This window comes from Acidovorax sp. KPB24-03 (genome assembly GCF_057546605.1).
In genome coordinates, this window is the sequence record NZ_BAAJYR010000018.1 from 18,690 (window position 1) to 34,966 (window position 16,277).

A 16,277-nucleotide genomic window follows, 5' to 3' on the forward strand; every position below is an offset into this window, starting at 1 on the left:
TTTCCAACAGCAAAAGAGACGAGGCAGACAAATGAAATTCCTGAAGACCACCCTGGCCACCCTGGCCGCGCTCACACTGGGCTTCGGCGCCGCGCAGGCGACCGAGCTGCGCTCCGCGGACATCCACCCCGACGACTACCCGACCGTGACGGCGGTCAAGTTCATGGGCGAGCGCCTGAAAGCCCTGTCGGGCGGCAAGCACACCATCAAGGTGTTCAACAACGGCGCCCTGGGCAGCGAGAAGGACACCATCGAGCAGGCCAAGATCGGCGCGCTGCAGCTGGTGCGCATCAACATCGGCGCGATGAACAACATCTGCCCCGAGACCGTGGTGCCCACGATGCCGTTCCTGTTCCGCTCGGTCGAGCATCTGCACAAGGTGCTGGACGGCCCGATCGGCGAGGAAATCCTCAAGGCCTGCGAAAAGCAGGGCTTCGTGGGCCTGGCCTACTACGACAGCGGCGCCCGCTCGATGTTCACCGCCAAGAAGCCCGTGCGCAGCTTCGCCGACATGAAGGGCCTGAAAGTGCGCGTGCAGCAGTCCGACCTGTGGGTGTCGATGCTGGAGGCCATGGGCGCCAACGCCACCCCCATGCCCATGGGCGAGGTGTACACCGGCCTCAAGACCGGCCTGATCGACGCGGCCGAGAACAACTACCCCACGTACGAGAGCTCGCGTTCGTTCGAAGTGGCCAAGTACTACACCAAGACCGAGCACTCCATGGCCCCCGAGATGCTGCTGTTCTCCAAGCGCGCCTGGGACCGCCTGTCGCCCGAAGAGCAGGGCTGGATCCGCCAGGCCGCCAAGGAGTCGGTGCCCTACATGCGCAAGCAATGGGCCGAGCGCGAGATCAAGTCGCTGGCGACGGTGAAGGCCGGCGGTGCCGAGATCATCGAAATCGACAAGGCCCCGTTCCAGGCCGCGATGAAGCCCGTGTACGACAAGTTCATCCCGGACGCCAAGCTCAAGGACCTGGTCAAGCGCGTTCAGGAAACCCAGTAAGTCCCTTTCTGCCCACTTCCTGAAGTGGGCTTTTTTTGCTCTTAAATCAATAGCATGGTGCCCTAGTGGATATTGCGCCAGGGGCCTTTTTTACTCATAACAACATGTATACCCAAATTTGCCGCACGCTCGCCCGCGTCTGCATGTGGCTGGGCATCCTCGGCCTGGTCGCAGTGATCTGCGCCGTGAGCTGGCAGGTGTTCGGACGCTATGTGCTCAACAACACGCCCACCTGGGCGGAAAGCCTGGCCCTGCTGCTGGTGATCTACGTCACCATGTTCGGCGTGGCGGTGGGCGTGCGCGATGCCGGCCACATCGGGCTCGAATCGTTCCTGGTGCTGGCGCCCGACTGGCTGCGCCTGAAGATGGAATACCTCATCCATGCGCTGGTGCTCGTGTTCGGCGCCGTGATGGCCTACAGCTGCGCGTCGCTCGCGCAGTCGGTGTGGGACTACCGGCTACCCACGCTGTGGATCTCCGAAGGTTGGAAATACGTGCCGGCCGCGATCGCGGGCGTCCTGATCGTGATGTTCTCGATCGAACACATCATCGCGCTGGCCCAGGGCCGCGAAGTCGAACCTGCCTGGGGCTGAGAAAAACCATGACCGTGCCACTTTTGATCCTGAGCGTGTCGTTCACGCTGTTTCTGCTGCTGGGCGTGCCCGTGGCGTTTTCCATCGGCCTGTCGGCCCTGGCCACCCTGCTGTACGAAGGCCTGCCCCTGGAGGTCGGCTTCCAGCAGATGACCTCGGGCATGGGCATCTTCTCGTTCCTGGCGATTCCATTCTTCATCTTCGCGGGCGAGCTGATGCTGTACGGCGGCATCGCCGACCGCATCGTCAACTTCGCGCGCAACCTGGTGGGCCACGTGCGCGGCGGGCTGGGCATGTCCAACGTGGTGGCTTGCACGCTGTTCGGCGGCGTCTCGGGCTCGCCGGTGGCGGACGTGTCGGCCATGGGCGCCGTGATGATCCCGATGATGAAGAAGGAGGGCTACCACGCCGACTACGCCGTCAACGTGACGACGCACGCGGCGCTGGTGGGGGCGCTCATGCCCACCAGCCACAACCTCATCATCTATTCGCTGGCGGCCGGCGGCAAGGTGTCCATCGCGGCGCTGATCCTCGCGGCGCTGATTCCCGCGCTGGTGCTCACCATCAGCAACCTGGCCGCGGCCTACCTCGTGGCCGTCAAGCGCGGCTACCCCGCGGGCACGTTCCCGGGCTGGCAGATCGTCGGGCGTTCGTTCGCCGCCGCGCTGCCGGGGCTGTTCATCGTCGTGCTGATCCTGGGGGGCATTCTTTCGGGCATCTTCACCGCCACCGAATCGGCGGCCGTGGCCGTGCTGTATGCGCTGGGCCTGACCGTGTTCCTGTACCGCACGCTGAAGTGGGAGCACTTCATCAAGGCGGCCTCGAAGGCGGTGCGTACCACGGGCGTGATCCTGCTGCTGATCGGCATCTCCAGCACCTTCGGCTACCTCATCAGCCTGTACGGCGTGGCCGAACTCACGGGCCAGATGCTGTCGCAGGTGACCAGCACGCCGTGGGTGATCTTCCTGCTGATCAACATCATCCTGTTCGTGCTGGGCACGTTCCTGGACATGGCGGCCACCATCTTGCTGTGCACGCCGATCTTCCTGCCCATCGCCCAGCACTACGGCATGAGCTCGGTGCAGTTCGGCATCGTCATGCTGATCAACTGCGCGCTGGGCCTGAACACGCCGCCCGTGGGCACCACCCAGTTCGTGGGCTGCGCAATCGGCGGCGTGTCGGTGGGCACGGTGATGCGCACGATCTGGCCTTTCTACGGCGCGCTGATCTTCGCGCTGGCCCTCGTGACCTTCGTGCCGGCCTTCTCGACCTGGCTGCCCAGCATGTTCATGGTGGTCAAGTGACCCCGGAAAGAGAGCGATCCATGGCGATTTCTTCTTCCTTCCTGCGCGCGGTGGCGCTGGCCCCCGTGGCCGCCGCCGCGCTGATGGCGGCCAGCGGCGCGGCCTCGGCCGCCACCTGGGTCTATGTGTCGAACGCCGACAGCCAGGACGTGTCGGTGTACGAACTGGATCGCGCCGCCGGCAAACTCCAGCCGGTGGAGACCGTGACCGTGGGCGGCCAGGCCATGCCCATGGCGGTCTCACCCAACAAGCGCCAGCTGTACGTGGCGCTGCGCTCGCAGCCTTTTCGCGTGGTGACGCTGGCCATCGATCCGGCCAGCGGCCGCCTGAAGAAGCAGGGCGAGGCCGCCCTGGCGGACAGCATGGCCAACATCGACACCGATGCCACCGGCCGCTGGCTGTTCGCCGCGTCCTACCCGGGCCACAAGATCACCGTCAACAGCATCGACAAGGACGGGCTGGTGGGCGCGGTGCAGCAGCTCATTCCCACGGCGCCCAACGCGCACGCCATCCATGCCGACGCGGCCAACCGCTACGTGTTCGCCACCAGCCTGGGTGGTGACCATCTGTCGAGCTGGCGCTTCGACGCCACCACCGGAAAGCTGACCGCCAACGAGCCGGCGCTGACCGCGGTGGCCCCGGAAAAGGCCGGCCCGCGCCACTTCGTCTGGGACAAGGCGCAGCGGTACATGTACGTGGTGGACGAGCTGGACGCGGCCCTGCACGTGATGGCGTACGACGCCGAGCGCGGCACGCTGCGCGAGGTGCAGCGCACCACCACCTTGCCGCCGGGCTTCGCCGGCAAGCCCTGGGCGGCCGACCTGCACCTGTCGCCCGATGGGCGCACGCTGTATGCGTCCGAGCGCACGTCGAGCACGCTGTCTACCTTCCGCGTCGATGCGGCCACCGGGCAGCTCGAGCCGCTCGGCCAGGTGCCGACCGAGAAGTCGCCGCGCGGCTTTGCCGTCGATGCCTCGGGGCGCTTCCTGATCGCGGCGGGGCAGGACTCGCACAGCGTGTCGCTGCACCCCATCGATCCAGCCACCGGCGTGCCGGGCACGCCCACGCGCGTGGCGGCGGGCAAGAACCCCAACTGGGTCGAGATCGTCGACCTGCCGTGAAGCATCGACGCCTTGGTGCGTGGGTACGCATGCGCCTGCCCGCCCGCGCGGCTTTGGGGTCTGGGGCCCGCCGCGCTTCCTGAAAACACGACCGGAGACAAAACCCATGCAAAGAGCGACACAAGGCGCCACCCCCCAGACCCCGCCATCGCGCCGCCGTTTCATGGCCGGCGCGCTGGCCGCCACGGCCACGGGCCTCGCGCAGGCCCAGGCGTTCGACTTCAAGCCGCAGCAGCGCTACCCCGATCCCTCGGTGCAGATCCTGGATCCGTCATTCGCCAAGTACCGCCTGTTCAGCAGCAGCGTGGAGCAGATCGCCACCGGCTTTCGCTGGGTCGAAGGCCCGGTGTGGTTCGGCGATGGGCGCTACCTGCTGTTTTCCGACATTCCCAACAACCGCATCCTGCGCTGGGACGAGGCCACGGGGCAGACCGGCGTGTTCCGCCAGCCCTCCAACTTCTCCAACGGCCTGGGCCGCGACCGCCAGGGCCGGCTGCTGGCGTGCGAGCACCTGACCCGCCGCGTGACCCGCACCGAGTACGACGGCAGCATCACCGTGCTGGCCGACCGCTTCGAGGGCAAGCGCCTGAACTCGCCCAACGACATCGTCTGCCCGAGCGACGGCTCGGTCTGGTTCACCGACCCGCCGTTCGGCATCGGCGGCCACTGGGAGGGCGACAAGGCCGTCTCCGAGCTTCCGCATGCGCTGTACCGCATCGATCCGTCCGGCCGGCTGGATCGCGTGCTGGAGGCGCGCTTTCCCAACGGTCTGGCGTTCACGCCGGACGAAAAGCAGCTCTACCTCGTGGCGCGCACGGCCGACAACCGCCGCCAGATCGTGCGCTACGACGTCACCGCCCGCCAGGGTCTGGCCAACCCGACTGTGCTGATCGAGGGCGGGGCGGGCGCGCTGGACGGATTCAAGGTCGATGAAGACGGCAACCTGTGGTGCGGCTGGGGCAGCACGGGCGCGGCCGACTCGGTCGCCGCGGACCTGGACGGCGTGATGGTGTTCAACCCGTCCGGCAAGGCCATCGGCCATATCCGCCTGCCCGAGCGTTGCCCGAACCTCGTGTTCGGCGGCCCCAAGAAAAACCGCCTCTTCATGGCCAGCAGCCACTCGATCTATTCGCTCTACGTGGAAACGCGCGGAGCGGTCTGATTTTTCAAAACCAGGAGACAACGCACATGCAACGCAGAACCTTCATCGCCGCCGCGGCCGCTGCGGCCGCCGCCGGCAGCTTCATCGGCCTGCCCGCTTTCGCGCAGGGCACCTGGCCCACGGGCAAGACCATCACCTACCTTGTACCGTTCGCGGCGGGCGGCACCACCGACACGCTGGGCCGGCTGATCAGCCAGCAGCTGGGCACCGCCCTGGGCACGACCGTGGTGGTGGACAACAAGGGCGGGGCGGGCGGCAGCGTCGGCTCGGAAATCGCGGCCCGCGCGGCACCGGACGGCTACACGCTGCTGGGCGGCACCATCAGCTCGCACGCCATCAACGTGAGCCTGTACCCGAAGCTGGGCTACGACCCGGTGAAGTCATTCGCGCCCGTCACGCTCATCGGCACCAACCCGGTGGTGCTGGTGGTGGCGGCCAGCAGCCCCTACAAAACCCTGAAGGACGTGCTGGACGCGGCCCGCGGCAAGTCGGGCGGCCTGTCGTCCGCCTCGGCCGGCACCGGCACCTCGCAGCATCTGGCGCTGGAGCTGCTGGCCTACAAGTCGGGCGTGAAGTTCACCCACGTGCCTTACAAGGGCAGCGGTCCGGCCATCCAGGACGTGATCGGCGGGCAGGTGGACATGATGTTCGACACCACCGTCGTGGCCGCGCCGCACATCCAGAGCGGCAAGTTGCGCGCCATTGCCGTCACCTCGGCCAAGCGCCTGGGCTCGATGCCCGACGTGCCCACCGTGGCCGAATCCGGCTTGAAGGACCTGGCCGACTTCGAGGTGCAGTCGTGGCAGGCCATCTTCGTACCCGCCGGCACGCCCGAGCCGGTCGTGACCCGCCTGCACACCGAGATCCGCAAGATCCTCGCGCAGCCGGACATGCAGACCCGCCTCAAGAGCTTCGGCATGGAGCCGGCCGACATGACGACCGCGCAGATCGCCACCTTCCAGAAGGCCGAAGTCGCCAAGTGGGCGCAGGTGATCAAGGCCGCCAACATCAAGGTGGACTGACACCGCGCGGTGGCATGACGCGGCCCGGTGCCCTGGCGCCCGGGCCCGCTGCATGCCGGAGAGGGGAGGGGATGGGAGACCCGTCCGGCGCGTTCGCGCCCATGGCTGACAGGGGCGGTGGTGCCAGCGCGGCACACTGGCCCGCATCGCGGCGCATCCGCCGCGATCGGCACCCCAACACAGCACAGAAGGCAGGTTCTCCCATGCACGCGCGACGCTCCCATCTCCCCCCGTTTTCAACCGCCCGCTGGCCTGTCGCCGTCCTGGGCTGCGCGCTGGCTGGGGCCCTGGCCGGCTGCGGCGATACGGCACGGCTGCCGCCCGAGGCCGGCGTGGGCCCGTCGCCCACGCTGCCCGAACCCCACAAGACCCTGATCCCCACCGTTCACATCGCACCTGCCAAGGGGTGGCCCGACGGCATGCAGCCCACGCCCATGGCGGGCATGCAGGTCACCGCGCTGGCCAAGGGGCTGGACCATCCGCGCTGGGTGTACGTACTGCCCAACGGCGACGTGCTGGTCGCGGAGAGCAACACGCCGGCCAAGCCCAAGGAAGACCAGGGGCTGGTGAAGAACGTGCGCAACTGGGTCATGGGCAAGGTCATGGGCCGCGCGGGCTCGGGCGCGCCGTCGGCCGACCGCATCACCTTGCTGCGCGACACCGACGGCGATGGCTTTGCGGAAACGCGCAGCGTGTTCCTGCAGGGCCTGCATTCCCCGTTCGGCATGGCGCTGGTGGGGGGCGATTTCTACGTCGCCAACACCGATGCGGTGGTGCGCTTTCCCTACACGGCGGGCCAGACCACCATCACCGCGCCCGCCACCAAGGTGGTGGACCTGCCCGGCCTGCCGTTCAACCACCACTGGACCAAGAACCTCATCGCCAGCCCTGACGGCCGCAAGCTCTATGTGACCGTGGGCTCCAACAGCAACGTGGCCGAGAACGGCATCGAGGCCGAGCAAGGCCGCGCCGCCATCTGGGAGGTGGACCGCGCCAGCGGCACCCACCGCATCTTCGCCAGCGGCCTGCGCAATCCGAACGGCCTGGGCTGGGCCCCCGGCAGCGGCGCGCTGTGGACAGTGGTGAACGAACGCGACGAGATCGGCAGCGACCTCGTGCCCGACTACCTCACCTCGGTGAAGGAGGGCGCGTTCTACGGCTGGCCCTACAGCTACTACGGCCAGCATGTGGATGTGCGGGTGAAGCCGCCCCAGCCGGACCAGGTCGCCAAGGCCATCGCACCCGACTATGCGCTGGGCAGCCACGTGGCGCCCCTGGGGCTGGCCTTTTCGGGCCCGCCCTCGACCGGCAACGGGTTGCCGCAGCAACTGGCCCAGGGGGCCTTCGTGGGCCTGCACGGCTCGTGGAACCGCAAGCCGCGCAGTGGCTACAAGGTGGTCTTCGTGCCGTTCGAAAACGGCCAGCCCAAGGGCCAGCCGATCGACGTGCTGACCGGATTCCTCAGCCCCGAAGGCGATGCCTATGGCCGTCCCGTCGGCGTGGCGCTGGATGCGCGCGGCGGGCTGCTGGTGGCCGATGACGTGGGCAACGCCATCTGGCGGGTTTCGGGCACGCCCCGATAGGGGATGGTGGAGGCTGCTCAGCGCCAGATCGCCTGAATCGGCACGTCGGCGGGCATCATGTTGATGTACTGCACCAGACGGGGCCGCGCACCGCGGTTGGGGCTGGCGCCGTGGGGCAGCGCCTGTTGCCAGATCACCAGATCGCCGGCCCCTGCGCCGATGGGCCGGGCGCCCAGCGCCTGGAAATCCTGCCTGCGCGGATCGGCGTTCGGCGGCAGTCCGGCCAGCCACCCTTCCACCTGGCGGTGAAAGCCCGGCACCACGGTGAGCGCGCCCTGTTCGGGCGGCGTGTCCGTGAGGTACAGGATGCCCTGGGTGCAAAACGGAATGGGTGGCTCCAGGCTCACATCCCAGTGCAGCCCCTGCGCCTGGTAAGGGTGGCCGGGGCGCTCCGGCACATTGAAACCGCAACGGTCCGTGCTGCGCCACAGGTCGGCGGTGCCCCACAGTTGCGCGAACGCCTTGTGGATGCGTAGCGCCCGGCGGTTCGCGTCGAACGCGGGGTGCTGGAACAGTTGCACCATGATGTTGCGCGGGGCGTTGCGGTACCACGATTCGACATCGTCCGGCGTGGCGCCCACCGCCTCCCACACCACTTGCGCCGCGGCGGCGCTGTCGTCGGGCGCCACGGCCTGCCGCACGATCACGTAGCCGTGCTCGTCCCAGTGCGCCAAGTCGTCGGCATCCAGCACGGGTGGCATGGTGTCGACCTGGGCATGCAGCCGGGCTGCGGCGTCAGGCACCGGCCCGCCGTCCACCAGCGCCTGGATGCGGGCGATGGTGGAGGCATCGGGCGCCCCGGCGGTGCGCACGATCCAGTCCTCGAAGTCCGCGAACTCCGGCGCATGCCACAGCACGTGCTGCATGGTCTGCTCCAGGCCCAGGCCCATTGCCGCGAGCACGATCTGCGTGCGATGGGATTCCGCGTACTCGCCCGTGGGCAGGCCCTGGCGCGCCGCCATCCAGCGGGACCAGCAGCGCTTGAGGTAGGGCACCTGCAAGGCACCGCGCTCGCCGGGCGGGCAAAGGGGATCGGCTGGGTTCAATGATGGGGTGGTCATGCTGGGAGTTGTGCTTTCAGTTCCGTGTGAGCGCGACACCGCCTGCCAGGCGCTCCGCGACCGACCGGCGCATCGCGGGCGGTGCGTCGGCGATGCGCTCGGGCCATGCCTGCTGGGCCAGGCGCACCGAATCGCGCAGCAGCGCAAGATGGCGCGGCGCCCGCAGCAGGCCGGCGGCCTTGATCAGCCCTTCCATGTCGTCCCATGAAAAGGCGCGCAGGGTTTTGTCGATGGCCCGGTTCACCGCGTACTGGCTTTCGGGCATGCCCTCGAAGAACGCGGCGACGCACACGGGGTCGTACAGCGGCGACAGCTGCGGTGCGCGCCCGTCAGGGTAGACCAGCGCCCAGTTCTTGAGGTGCGCATCGGTGTTGCCCATGAGGATGAAGGCGACCATGCGGGCGAGGAACTCGCGGGTGTCGTGCACGGGCTGGTGGCTCAGGCGGTCCAGCACGCGCAGCATGGTGGCGTAGTCCTGCAGGATGCCCTTGCCGTACTTTTGCCGCGGCGTGTAGCCCAGCACCTGGTTGAACTCTTCCATGTGCACCCGCTGGCCGCCGGGCAGGTGGTCGAACCGCTGCACGGCCAGGATCTCGTCGAAGGGCACGGCATCGGGCAGATCGGCCTCGGCGCGGGTGATGACATCCGCCTGGGCGCAGTCCAGGCCGAGCGCCCGGCACAGCTGGTAGCCGGCGTGTTCGTTGGCCACCAGGTCGGGGTGGGCGGTGGTGGGCAGCTTCAGGATCACGCTGCCGGCCGCGCCCTTGCGGTGCACGGTGTAGCGTCGCCCTTCCTGCACCGCGCTGAACTTGGTGACCACGCCGGGCAGCGAGGCCGCGTCCTCCACGGGGTATTCGACGAAGCCCGGCTCCAGCACGTCCAGGCCCTGGGTGGTGTGCCAGTGGCGAACCACGTCGGGCACGCCGTCCTGTGCGGGCACGGGCTCCACCTCCAGCGCGCCCATCAGATCGTGGCCCGCGGCGGCCAGCAGCTCGAACTCGTCGTCGGGCGTGCAGCCGCGCTCGCGCGCGAGGCGCTCGCGGTTGTGGCCTTCGGGCAGCAGGTTCTGGAAGTACACCGGCCAGCGGCCATCGGTGCGCACCAGCCGGGCGTCGCGCGCCGAAGCCAGGATCTGCTGCGTGGCGGCCTCGGTCTCGCCCTGAAAGCTGAGCGACAGGGTGGGGCGGCCGGGGTCGTTGATGTAGCTGGCATCGAACGACACGCGCAGGATGTCGCCGTACTGCGAGAGGTAGCCGATCGCCATGCGGCCGGCACCCTGGCCGGCCGGGCGGTGCAGGTACAGGCGCAGGTAGCGGATGGAGGTGCTCATGGCGGGTCAGCCGGCCGCGCTCAGCCTTCTTTGCGCAGGCTGTCGATCACCGAAGGCGGGGCATCCACGCCCTGGGGCTGTCCCAGGAATTTGCCGCCCGACTGGATGAAGGCCTGCAGGCTCGGCCGAAGGGTGCTGGGCACGGCGATGATGTCCATTCCCAGCACGCGGGCCATTTCCGTCAGGGTGGAATAGCGGGGGTCCAGGTCGCCCCCTTCGGTGCGCTGCACCGTCATGCGCGAGAGGCCGGCCCGTTCGGCCAGCTCCGCCTGGGTGAGCTGGCTGGCCTTTCGGGCCATGGTCAGGCTGTGGATCAGATCGTTGGTCATGATCCTGTTTATACTCTTTTTTGGCTAAAAGAGTATTCCAAGTTTCACCTGCCGGTGGTTTGGGTGAATCAAATCGCGGCTTTCACCATAAGACCGCCTCCCCGTAAAGCGCCGGCCCCTCAAGGCCGCCGGCTCAGGCGAACGTGTTGACCTGGGTGCCCAGCGCGCCGGAGGTGGCCAGTGCCGGTTGGGGCATCGATTGCTTCATCGACTCGATCAGCAAGGTGGCGGAGGCCTCCTGCGTGTCCAGCGCCTTTTTCAGCACCCGGATGTTCAGGGCATCGGAATTCTTCTGGCTGGCCATGGCCGTTGCGGTGTTGACGACCGACTGGGAAAGCGCGACATCCATGGGGTGCTCCTGTTGGGGCCTCGGGGCGAGGCGAAGGCAAAGACCCCTCCTTTTTCGGCACCCCCGCCCGGAACTGAAGCCCGGGCGGGTGCGGAATATTCAATCGAGTGCGCTGGCTCCATAGGCGGAGCAGGCCGACAGGTCAGAAGCGCTGCCGCTGGGCAGGTGCGAAGCCGCATCGCGCAGCGCGGTGCGCAGGCCTTCCTCCAGGACCGGGTGGTAGAACGGCATGCGCAGCAGGTCCTGCACCGTGAGCGACCGGTCGATGGCCAGCGCCAGCAGATGCGCTAGGTGCTCTCCGCTGGGGGCGCAAAGCTCCGAGCCCAGGATGCGGCCGCTTTCGCGCTCCGCATACACGTTCAGGCGGCCCTGGTTGTGCTGCGCCACGCGCGCGCGGCCCTGGCGGGAGAAATTCACCGAGCCCGTCACGAATTCGCCTTCTTTCAGGTCCTTCCAGGCCTGGCCGATCACCGCCGCGTTGGGCTGGGTGAACACGATGGACAGCGGCGTGCGCCGGCGAAAGCATTGCGGCTCGGGTGCCATGGCGTTCAGTGCGGCCATGTGGCCCTCGTCGGAGGCCTCGTGCAGCAGCGGCCGGCGGTCGTCGGCATCGCCGGCCATGAACACGGGCAGGTCCGCGATCTGCATGGTGCGCGCATCCACGGGCGGCTTTCCGTGCGCGTCCAGGGGGATGCCCAGGGTATCGAGGCCGAGGTGTTCGATGTTCGGCCGCCGCCCCATGGCCGCCAGCACCTGGTCCACCACCACCGTGGTGCTGCCGTTGCTGACTTCGATCCCGCCCGGAACTTCGCGCAAGCGGGCCTCCTCGCCCACGCTGACGACGAATTCGTCTTTCAGCACGCCCTGGAGCGCACCGAGGATGTCGGGATCGGACAGCCCGGCCAGCGATGGCCCGGTCGAGAACGCCGCCACTTCCACGCCCAGCCGCGACAGGGCCTGCGCCAGTTCCGCGCCCAGCGGTCCCAGCCCGATGACCGCCATGCGCGGCCCCAGGGTGGGCTGCTCGAAGAGGGTGTCGGTGGTCAGGATGCGGTCACCGAACGCCAGCCATTCCTCGGGAATGATGGGGCGCGAGCCGGTGGCGATGATGACGCTGCGGGCATGGTAGGTCTTGCCTCCCACTTCCACCGTGCCCGGGCCGCGCAGCCGCGCGTGGCCCGAAATGCCCTGGTCGCCGACCGCCGATGCCTTCTCGGTGCCCGCCACGAACTCGTCGCGCAGGGCGCGCACGCGCTCCAGCACGGCAGGCATGTCGACGGAGAGGCCGTCCCCGCCGCGCAGGCCGAAGGTGTCGAATGCGTGGCGCCGGTGGTAGGCGTTGGCCGCTTCGATCAGCATCTTGGAGGGCATGCAGCCCACCCGCGCGCAGGTGGTCCCCCAGGGGCCATCGTTGACGATCCGCACGCGGTCGGTGCGTTTGCGAACCTCGCGCAACGCGGCAAGGCCTGCCGATCCCGCGCCGATGATGATGGCGTCCAGGGGTGGGCTCATGGGTCGATCTCCTCAGGGGTGGCGAATGGCTGAGTGTCCCCGGGCCGCAGGGTGGGGCCTGTAGGTGCAGGGCACTTTCGGCGCAGGCGATGGCGGCGCTACGGCGCGATCCAGCCGATCCGGCCCTGGCAGGCGTCGTTCAGCCGCTGCACGAACGCCGCCTCCTGCGGCTGAGGCAACTGGATGCGCACGGCCACCAGCGAGCCGTGGGCCACCTCGCCCAGCGTGGCGCCGGCCGCCTCGACCTCGCGGCGCACCAGGCCCTCCAGGGCGTAGGGCACCTCGCACTGCAGCACCACCATGCGCTGCAGCGGCACCTTCTCGGCCGGCAGCAGCGCCTGCGCGATGGTGTCGGTGTAGGCCCGCACCAGCCCGCCCGCACCCAGCTTGACGCCGCCGAAATAGCGCACCACGGTGGCCAGCACGCCTTCGAGGTCTTGGTGGCGCAGCACCTCCAGCATCGGCCGGCCCGCGGTGCCGCCGGGTTCGCCGTCGTCCACCGCGGCCGACTGGCCGCCCGCCAGCAGCGCCCAGCAGACGTGCGCGGCACCGGGGTGCTGCTGCCACAGCGCATCGACGGTGGCCTGGGCCGACGCGCGGTCCGCCATGGGCTGCACGCAGCCGATGAACCGGCTTTTCTTGATGACCAGTTCGCTGTGGGTGGGGGTTCGCACGGTGTAGGGCATGGGCGGCGGAGCTTAACTGCACGCCGGCTCCATGGACGGCGTTCGGCACAAGGCTTGATGCACCTCAAGGCGCTGCAGGGGCCCCGCGCATACGCTCCCTGCATCGCGCTGTTGCTTCGCCCGGCTGCATGGAGCAGCCCGGCAACGCCAGGCGCAAGCACCTGTTTTATGAAGAAGGAAGACCTCATGGCAAACCACTGGAAATTCGCGGCGCTGGTCCTGGTATTGGCGGCTGGCCCCACCTGGGCCGCCGACTGCACGGCCGAGATCGAAGGCAACGATGCGATGCAATTCAACAAGGCGACCCTCGCGGTGCCGCAAAGCTGCAAGCAATTCACCGTCAAGCTCAAGCACGTGGGCAAGCTCCCGAAGACCGCCATGGGCCACAACTGGGTGCTGAGCAAGGCCGCCGACCTGCAGGCCGTGGCCACGGACGGCATCGCTGCCGGAGCCACCAAGAACTACGTGAAGGACGCGGACGCCCGGGTGATCGCGCACACCAAGATCGTGGGCGGCGGCGAGAGCGATTCGGTGACGTTCTCCACCCAGGCGCTCAAGGCCGGCGAGTCGTATGCCTATTTCTGCTCCTTTCCCGGCCATTCCGCGCTGATGAAGGGCACGCTGACGCTGGCGAAATAACCCTTCGCTTCCCGACGGTGTGGCCGTTGGCACACAAAGGGCTCCCTTTTCGGCGGGCCCTTTTTCGTTGACACGAAACAGTCACCCCGCCGCCATACGCTGGCGGCAACCCCGCATGAAAAGGACCCGCCATGCTTGCCGCTGCGCTGACCCACGTGATGAACGCCATGGTGTTTCCCGCTGCCCTGGCCGGTGCCAACGGGCCGGGCCGCGTGGAGGAGGGCGCCTTGGCCGCTATTCCTACCGCCTGGACCGCCAGGGCCACCGCACTGCACTCGCCCTACGGCGAGCCGCCCGCACCGGATCTGGACCAGCGGGTGCGTGCCTCCGGCGAATGGTGACGGGCCGATCGGGGCCCGCCACGCCGCGCACCGAGACCGCCGCCAGGCCGCTCGCCACCCGCGGCTGACCCCCTGCGGCGCAGGGCGCGGGCACGCGCCTTGGCCCTCGGTTTCGACAGGAAAGGCCCAAAAGCCTAAAATCGCGGCTTCCCCACGCCTTGCCCTCCATGAACGCCCCCGTTGACGTTTCCTTTTTCGCGCGCGCCGCGAAGCCGCTGACCAGCTATCGCCCGTATTGGGCGAAACGCTTCGGCACGGCCCCGTTCCTGCCCATGAGCCGCACCGAGATGGAGCGCCTCGGCTGGGACAGCTGCGACGTGATCCTGGTGACGGGCGATGCCTACGTCGACCACCCCAGCTTCGGCATGGCCGTGATCGGCCGCACGCTGGAGGCGCAGGGCTTTCGCGTGGGCATCATCGCCCAGCCCGACTGGCAGAGCGCCGATGCCTTCAAGGCCCTGGGCCGCCCCAACCTGTTCTGGGGCGTGACGGCGGGCAACATGGATTCCATGATCAACCGGTACACCGCCGACCGGAAGATCCGCAGCGACGACGCCTACACTCCTGGCGACGTGGGCGGCAAGCGCCCCGACCGCGCGGCCATCGTGTACAGCCAGCGCTGCCGCGAGGCCTACAAGGACGTGCCCATCGTGCTGGGCGGCATCGAAGGCAGCCTGCGCCGCATCGCCCACTACGACTACTGGAGCGACAAGGTGCGCCGCTCCATCGTGGTGGACGCCAAGTGCGATCTGCTGCTGTACGGCAACGCCGAACGCGCGCTCGTCGAAGTGGCCCACCGCCTGGCCGCGCGCGAGCCCGTGGAGCAGATCACCGACGTGCGCGGCACCGCCTTCGTGCGCCGGTCCGACGACGAAACCGGCCAGGGCTGGTTCGAAATCGACTCCACCAGCGTGGACGAGCCCGGCCGCGTCGAGGCGCACGTCAACCCCTACATGACGACCAGCGAGCAGGCCGCCGCCCAAGGCAGCACCTGCAGCAAGGAGGATGCTCCTGATTCGATAGCATCCATGCCAATGGATACTAGGGCGCAAGGGCAAAATGGCTCGAAATCCGCCGAGCCCAACCCCGCCATCCAGCCGATGCTGTTCGTGGCCAACCCGAACCTCAAGGCCAAGCTCAAGGTGCCGCCGCGCGAACGCAGCGTGATCCGCCTGCCCAGCTACGAGCAGGTCAAGAGCGATCCGGTGCTCTATGCCCACGCCAACCGGGTACTGCACCTGGAGACCAACCCCGGCAACGCCCGCGCCCTGGTGCAGGCCCACGGCGAGGGCCCGACGGCGCGCGATGTGTGGATCAACCCGCCGCCCATCCCGCTGACCACGGCCGAGATGGACTACGTGTTCGATCTGCCCTACGCGCGCGGCCCGCACCCGAGCTACGCCGACGAGAACGGCAGCCACGACGGCGCGACCAAGATCCCGGCGTGGGAGATGATCCGCTTCAGCGTGAACATCATGCGCGGCTGCTTCGGCGGCTGCACTTTTTGCTCGATCACCGAGCACGAAGGCCGCATCATCCAGAGCCGCTCCGAAGATTCGATCATCCAGGAGATCGAGGACATCCGCGACAAGGTGAGCGGCTTTACCGGCACCATCTCCGACTTAGGGGGCCCCACGGCCAACATGTACCGGCTGGGCTGCAAGAGTCCGGAGATCGAGGCCGCGTGCCGCAAGCCCAGCTGCGTGTACCCGGGCATCTGCCAGAACCTCACGACCGACCACGGCCCGCTCATCAAGATCTACCGCCGCGGCCGCGCGCTCAAGGGCATCAAGAAGATCCTGATCGGCTCCGGCCTGCGCTACGACCTGGCCGTGAAGTCGCCCGAATACGTGAAGGAGCTGGTGCAGCACCACGTGGGCGGCTACCTCAAGATCGCGCCCGAGCACACCGAGCAGGGCCCGCTCACCAAGATGATGAAGCCGGGCATCGGCAGCTATGACAAGTTCAAGCAGATGTTCGAGCAGTTCAGCGAAGAGGCGGGCAAGAAGCAGTTCCTGATCCCATACTTCATCGCCGCGCACCCGGGCACGAGCGACGAGGACATGATGCACCTGGCCATCTGGCTCAAGAAGAACGGCTTTCGTGCCGACCAGGTGCAGACCTTCTACCCGAGCCCCATGGCCACGGCCACGGCCATGTACCACTCGGGCAAGAACCCGCTGCGCAAGATCGGCCGCGACAGCGAGGCGGTGGACATCGTGCGCGGCGAAAAGCGCCGGCG

Annotated in this window: 16 protein-coding genes; 10 read left to right on the forward strand and 6 right to left on the reverse strand. The window is 68.1% G+C overall.

Going from position 1 to position 16,277, the window contains the following annotated elements:
* Nucleotides 1-31 precede the first annotated feature (31 nt).
* The 7 genes from AC27KI_RS04890 (at nucleotide 32) to AC27KI_RS04920 (ending at nucleotide 7,788) form a co-directional block, all read left to right on the forward strand.
* Nucleotides 32-1,003: a TRAP transporter substrate-binding protein gene (locus AC27KI_RS04890; RefSeq protein WP_487088216.1), complete on the forward strand. Its 972-nt coding sequence runs from the start codon at nucleotides 32-34 to the stop codon at nucleotides 1,001-1,003.
* Between the two features lie 104 nt (nucleotides 1,004-1,107).
* Nucleotides 1,108-1,596, forward strand: a complete 489-nt coding sequence (locus AC27KI_RS04895) for a TRAP transporter small permease (protein ID WP_272569100.1) — start codon at nucleotides 1,108-1,110, stop codon at nucleotides 1,594-1,596.
* Nucleotides 1,597-1,604: 8 nt separating this feature from the next.
* Complete coding sequence (locus AC27KI_RS04900; RefSeq protein ID WP_272569102.1) at nucleotides 1,605-2,900, forward strand: TRAP transporter large permease; 1,296 nt, start codon at nucleotides 1,605-1,607, stop codon at nucleotides 2,898-2,900.
* Nucleotides 2,901-2,920: 20 nt separating this feature from the next.
* On the forward strand, nucleotides 2,921-4,021 hold the full coding sequence (locus AC27KI_RS04905) for a lactonase family protein (RefSeq protein ID WP_487088220.1): 1,101 nt from the start codon (nucleotides 2,921-2,923) through the stop codon (nucleotides 4,019-4,021).
* Between the two features lie 106 nt (nucleotides 4,022-4,127).
* Nucleotides 4,128-5,183: an SMP-30/gluconolactonase/LRE family protein gene (locus AC27KI_RS04910; protein WP_487088222.1), complete on the forward strand. Its 1,056-nt coding sequence runs from the start codon at nucleotides 4,128-4,130 to the stop codon at nucleotides 5,181-5,183.
* 26 nt (nucleotides 5,184-5,209) lie between these two features.
* The gene (locus tag AC27KI_RS04915; protein ID WP_317357991.1) at nucleotides 5,210-6,205 is read left to right on the forward strand and encodes a Bug family tripartite tricarboxylate transporter substrate binding protein; all 996 of its coding nucleotides are present in this window, start codon (nucleotides 5,210-5,212) and stop codon (nucleotides 6,203-6,205) included.
* Between the two features lie 203 nt (nucleotides 6,206-6,408).
* On the forward strand, nucleotides 6,409-7,788 hold the full coding sequence (locus AC27KI_RS04920) for a PQQ-dependent sugar dehydrogenase (protein ID WP_487112824.1): 1,380 nt from the start codon (nucleotides 6,409-6,411) through the stop codon (nucleotides 7,786-7,788).
* Between the two features lie 17 nt (nucleotides 7,789-7,805).
* On the opposite strand, the gene AC27KI_RS04925 is transcribed toward AC27KI_RS04920, so the two are convergent.
* The 6 genes from AC27KI_RS04925 to AC27KI_RS04950 form a co-directional block, all read right to left on the reverse strand.
* Nucleotides 7,806-8,849, reverse strand: a complete 1,044-nt coding sequence (locus tag AC27KI_RS04925) for a phytanoyl-CoA dioxygenase family protein (RefSeq protein ID WP_487088226.1) — start codon at nucleotides 8,847-8,849, stop codon at nucleotides 7,806-7,808.
* A 16-nt stretch (nucleotides 8,850-8,865) separates the two neighbouring features.
* A complete protein-coding gene (locus AC27KI_RS04930; protein ID WP_487088228.1) occupies nucleotides 8,866-10,179 on the reverse strand; it encodes a type II toxin-antitoxin system HipA family toxin in 1,314 nt (437 codons plus the stop codon).
* Nucleotides 10,180-10,199: 20 nt separating this feature from the next.
* A complete protein-coding gene (locus tag AC27KI_RS04935; RefSeq protein ID WP_317358001.1) occupies nucleotides 10,200-10,508 on the reverse strand; it encodes a helix-turn-helix domain-containing protein in 309 nt (102 codons plus the stop codon).
* A 133-nt stretch (nucleotides 10,509-10,641) separates the two neighbouring features.
* Nucleotides 10,642-10,857 (reverse strand): YjfB family protein, encoded by a 216-nt coding sequence (locus AC27KI_RS04940; RefSeq protein ID WP_272569111.1) that lies wholly within the window; start codon nucleotides 10,855-10,857, stop codon nucleotides 10,642-10,644.
* Nucleotides 10,858-10,956: 99 nt separating this feature from the next.
* Nucleotides 10,957-12,369, reverse strand: coding sequence for a dihydrolipoyl dehydrogenase (locus tag AC27KI_RS04945; RefSeq protein WP_487112827.1), 1,413 nt, complete (start codon nucleotides 12,367-12,369; stop codon nucleotides 10,957-10,959).
* A gap of 98 nt (nucleotides 12,370-12,467) precedes the next feature.
* On the reverse strand, nucleotides 12,468-13,055 hold the full coding sequence (locus AC27KI_RS04950) for an IMPACT family protein (protein WP_284428452.1): 588 nt from the start codon (nucleotides 13,053-13,055) through the stop codon (nucleotides 12,468-12,470).
* A 186-nt stretch (nucleotides 13,056-13,241) separates the two neighbouring features.
* Between AC27KI_RS04950 and azu the strand changes: the two genes are divergently transcribed.
* The 3 genes from azu to AC27KI_RS04965 all read left to right on the forward strand — a co-directional run.
* Nucleotides 13,242-13,694: an azurin gene (azu, locus tag AC27KI_RS04955; protein WP_487091215.1), complete on the forward strand. Its 453-nt coding sequence runs from the start codon at nucleotides 13,242-13,244 to the stop codon at nucleotides 13,692-13,694.
* A 131-nt stretch (nucleotides 13,695-13,825) separates the two neighbouring features.
* Nucleotides 13,826-14,035: a hypothetical protein gene (locus AC27KI_RS04960; RefSeq protein ID WP_487091214.1), complete on the forward strand. Its 210-nt coding sequence runs from the start codon at nucleotides 13,826-13,828 to the stop codon at nucleotides 14,033-14,035.
* Nucleotides 14,036-14,202: 167 nt separating this feature from the next.
* Nucleotides 14,203-16,277, forward strand: a 2,075-nt coding sequence (locus tag AC27KI_RS04965; RefSeq protein WP_487112829.1) for a YgiQ family radical SAM protein, incomplete at its 3' end; no start/stop codon positions are given.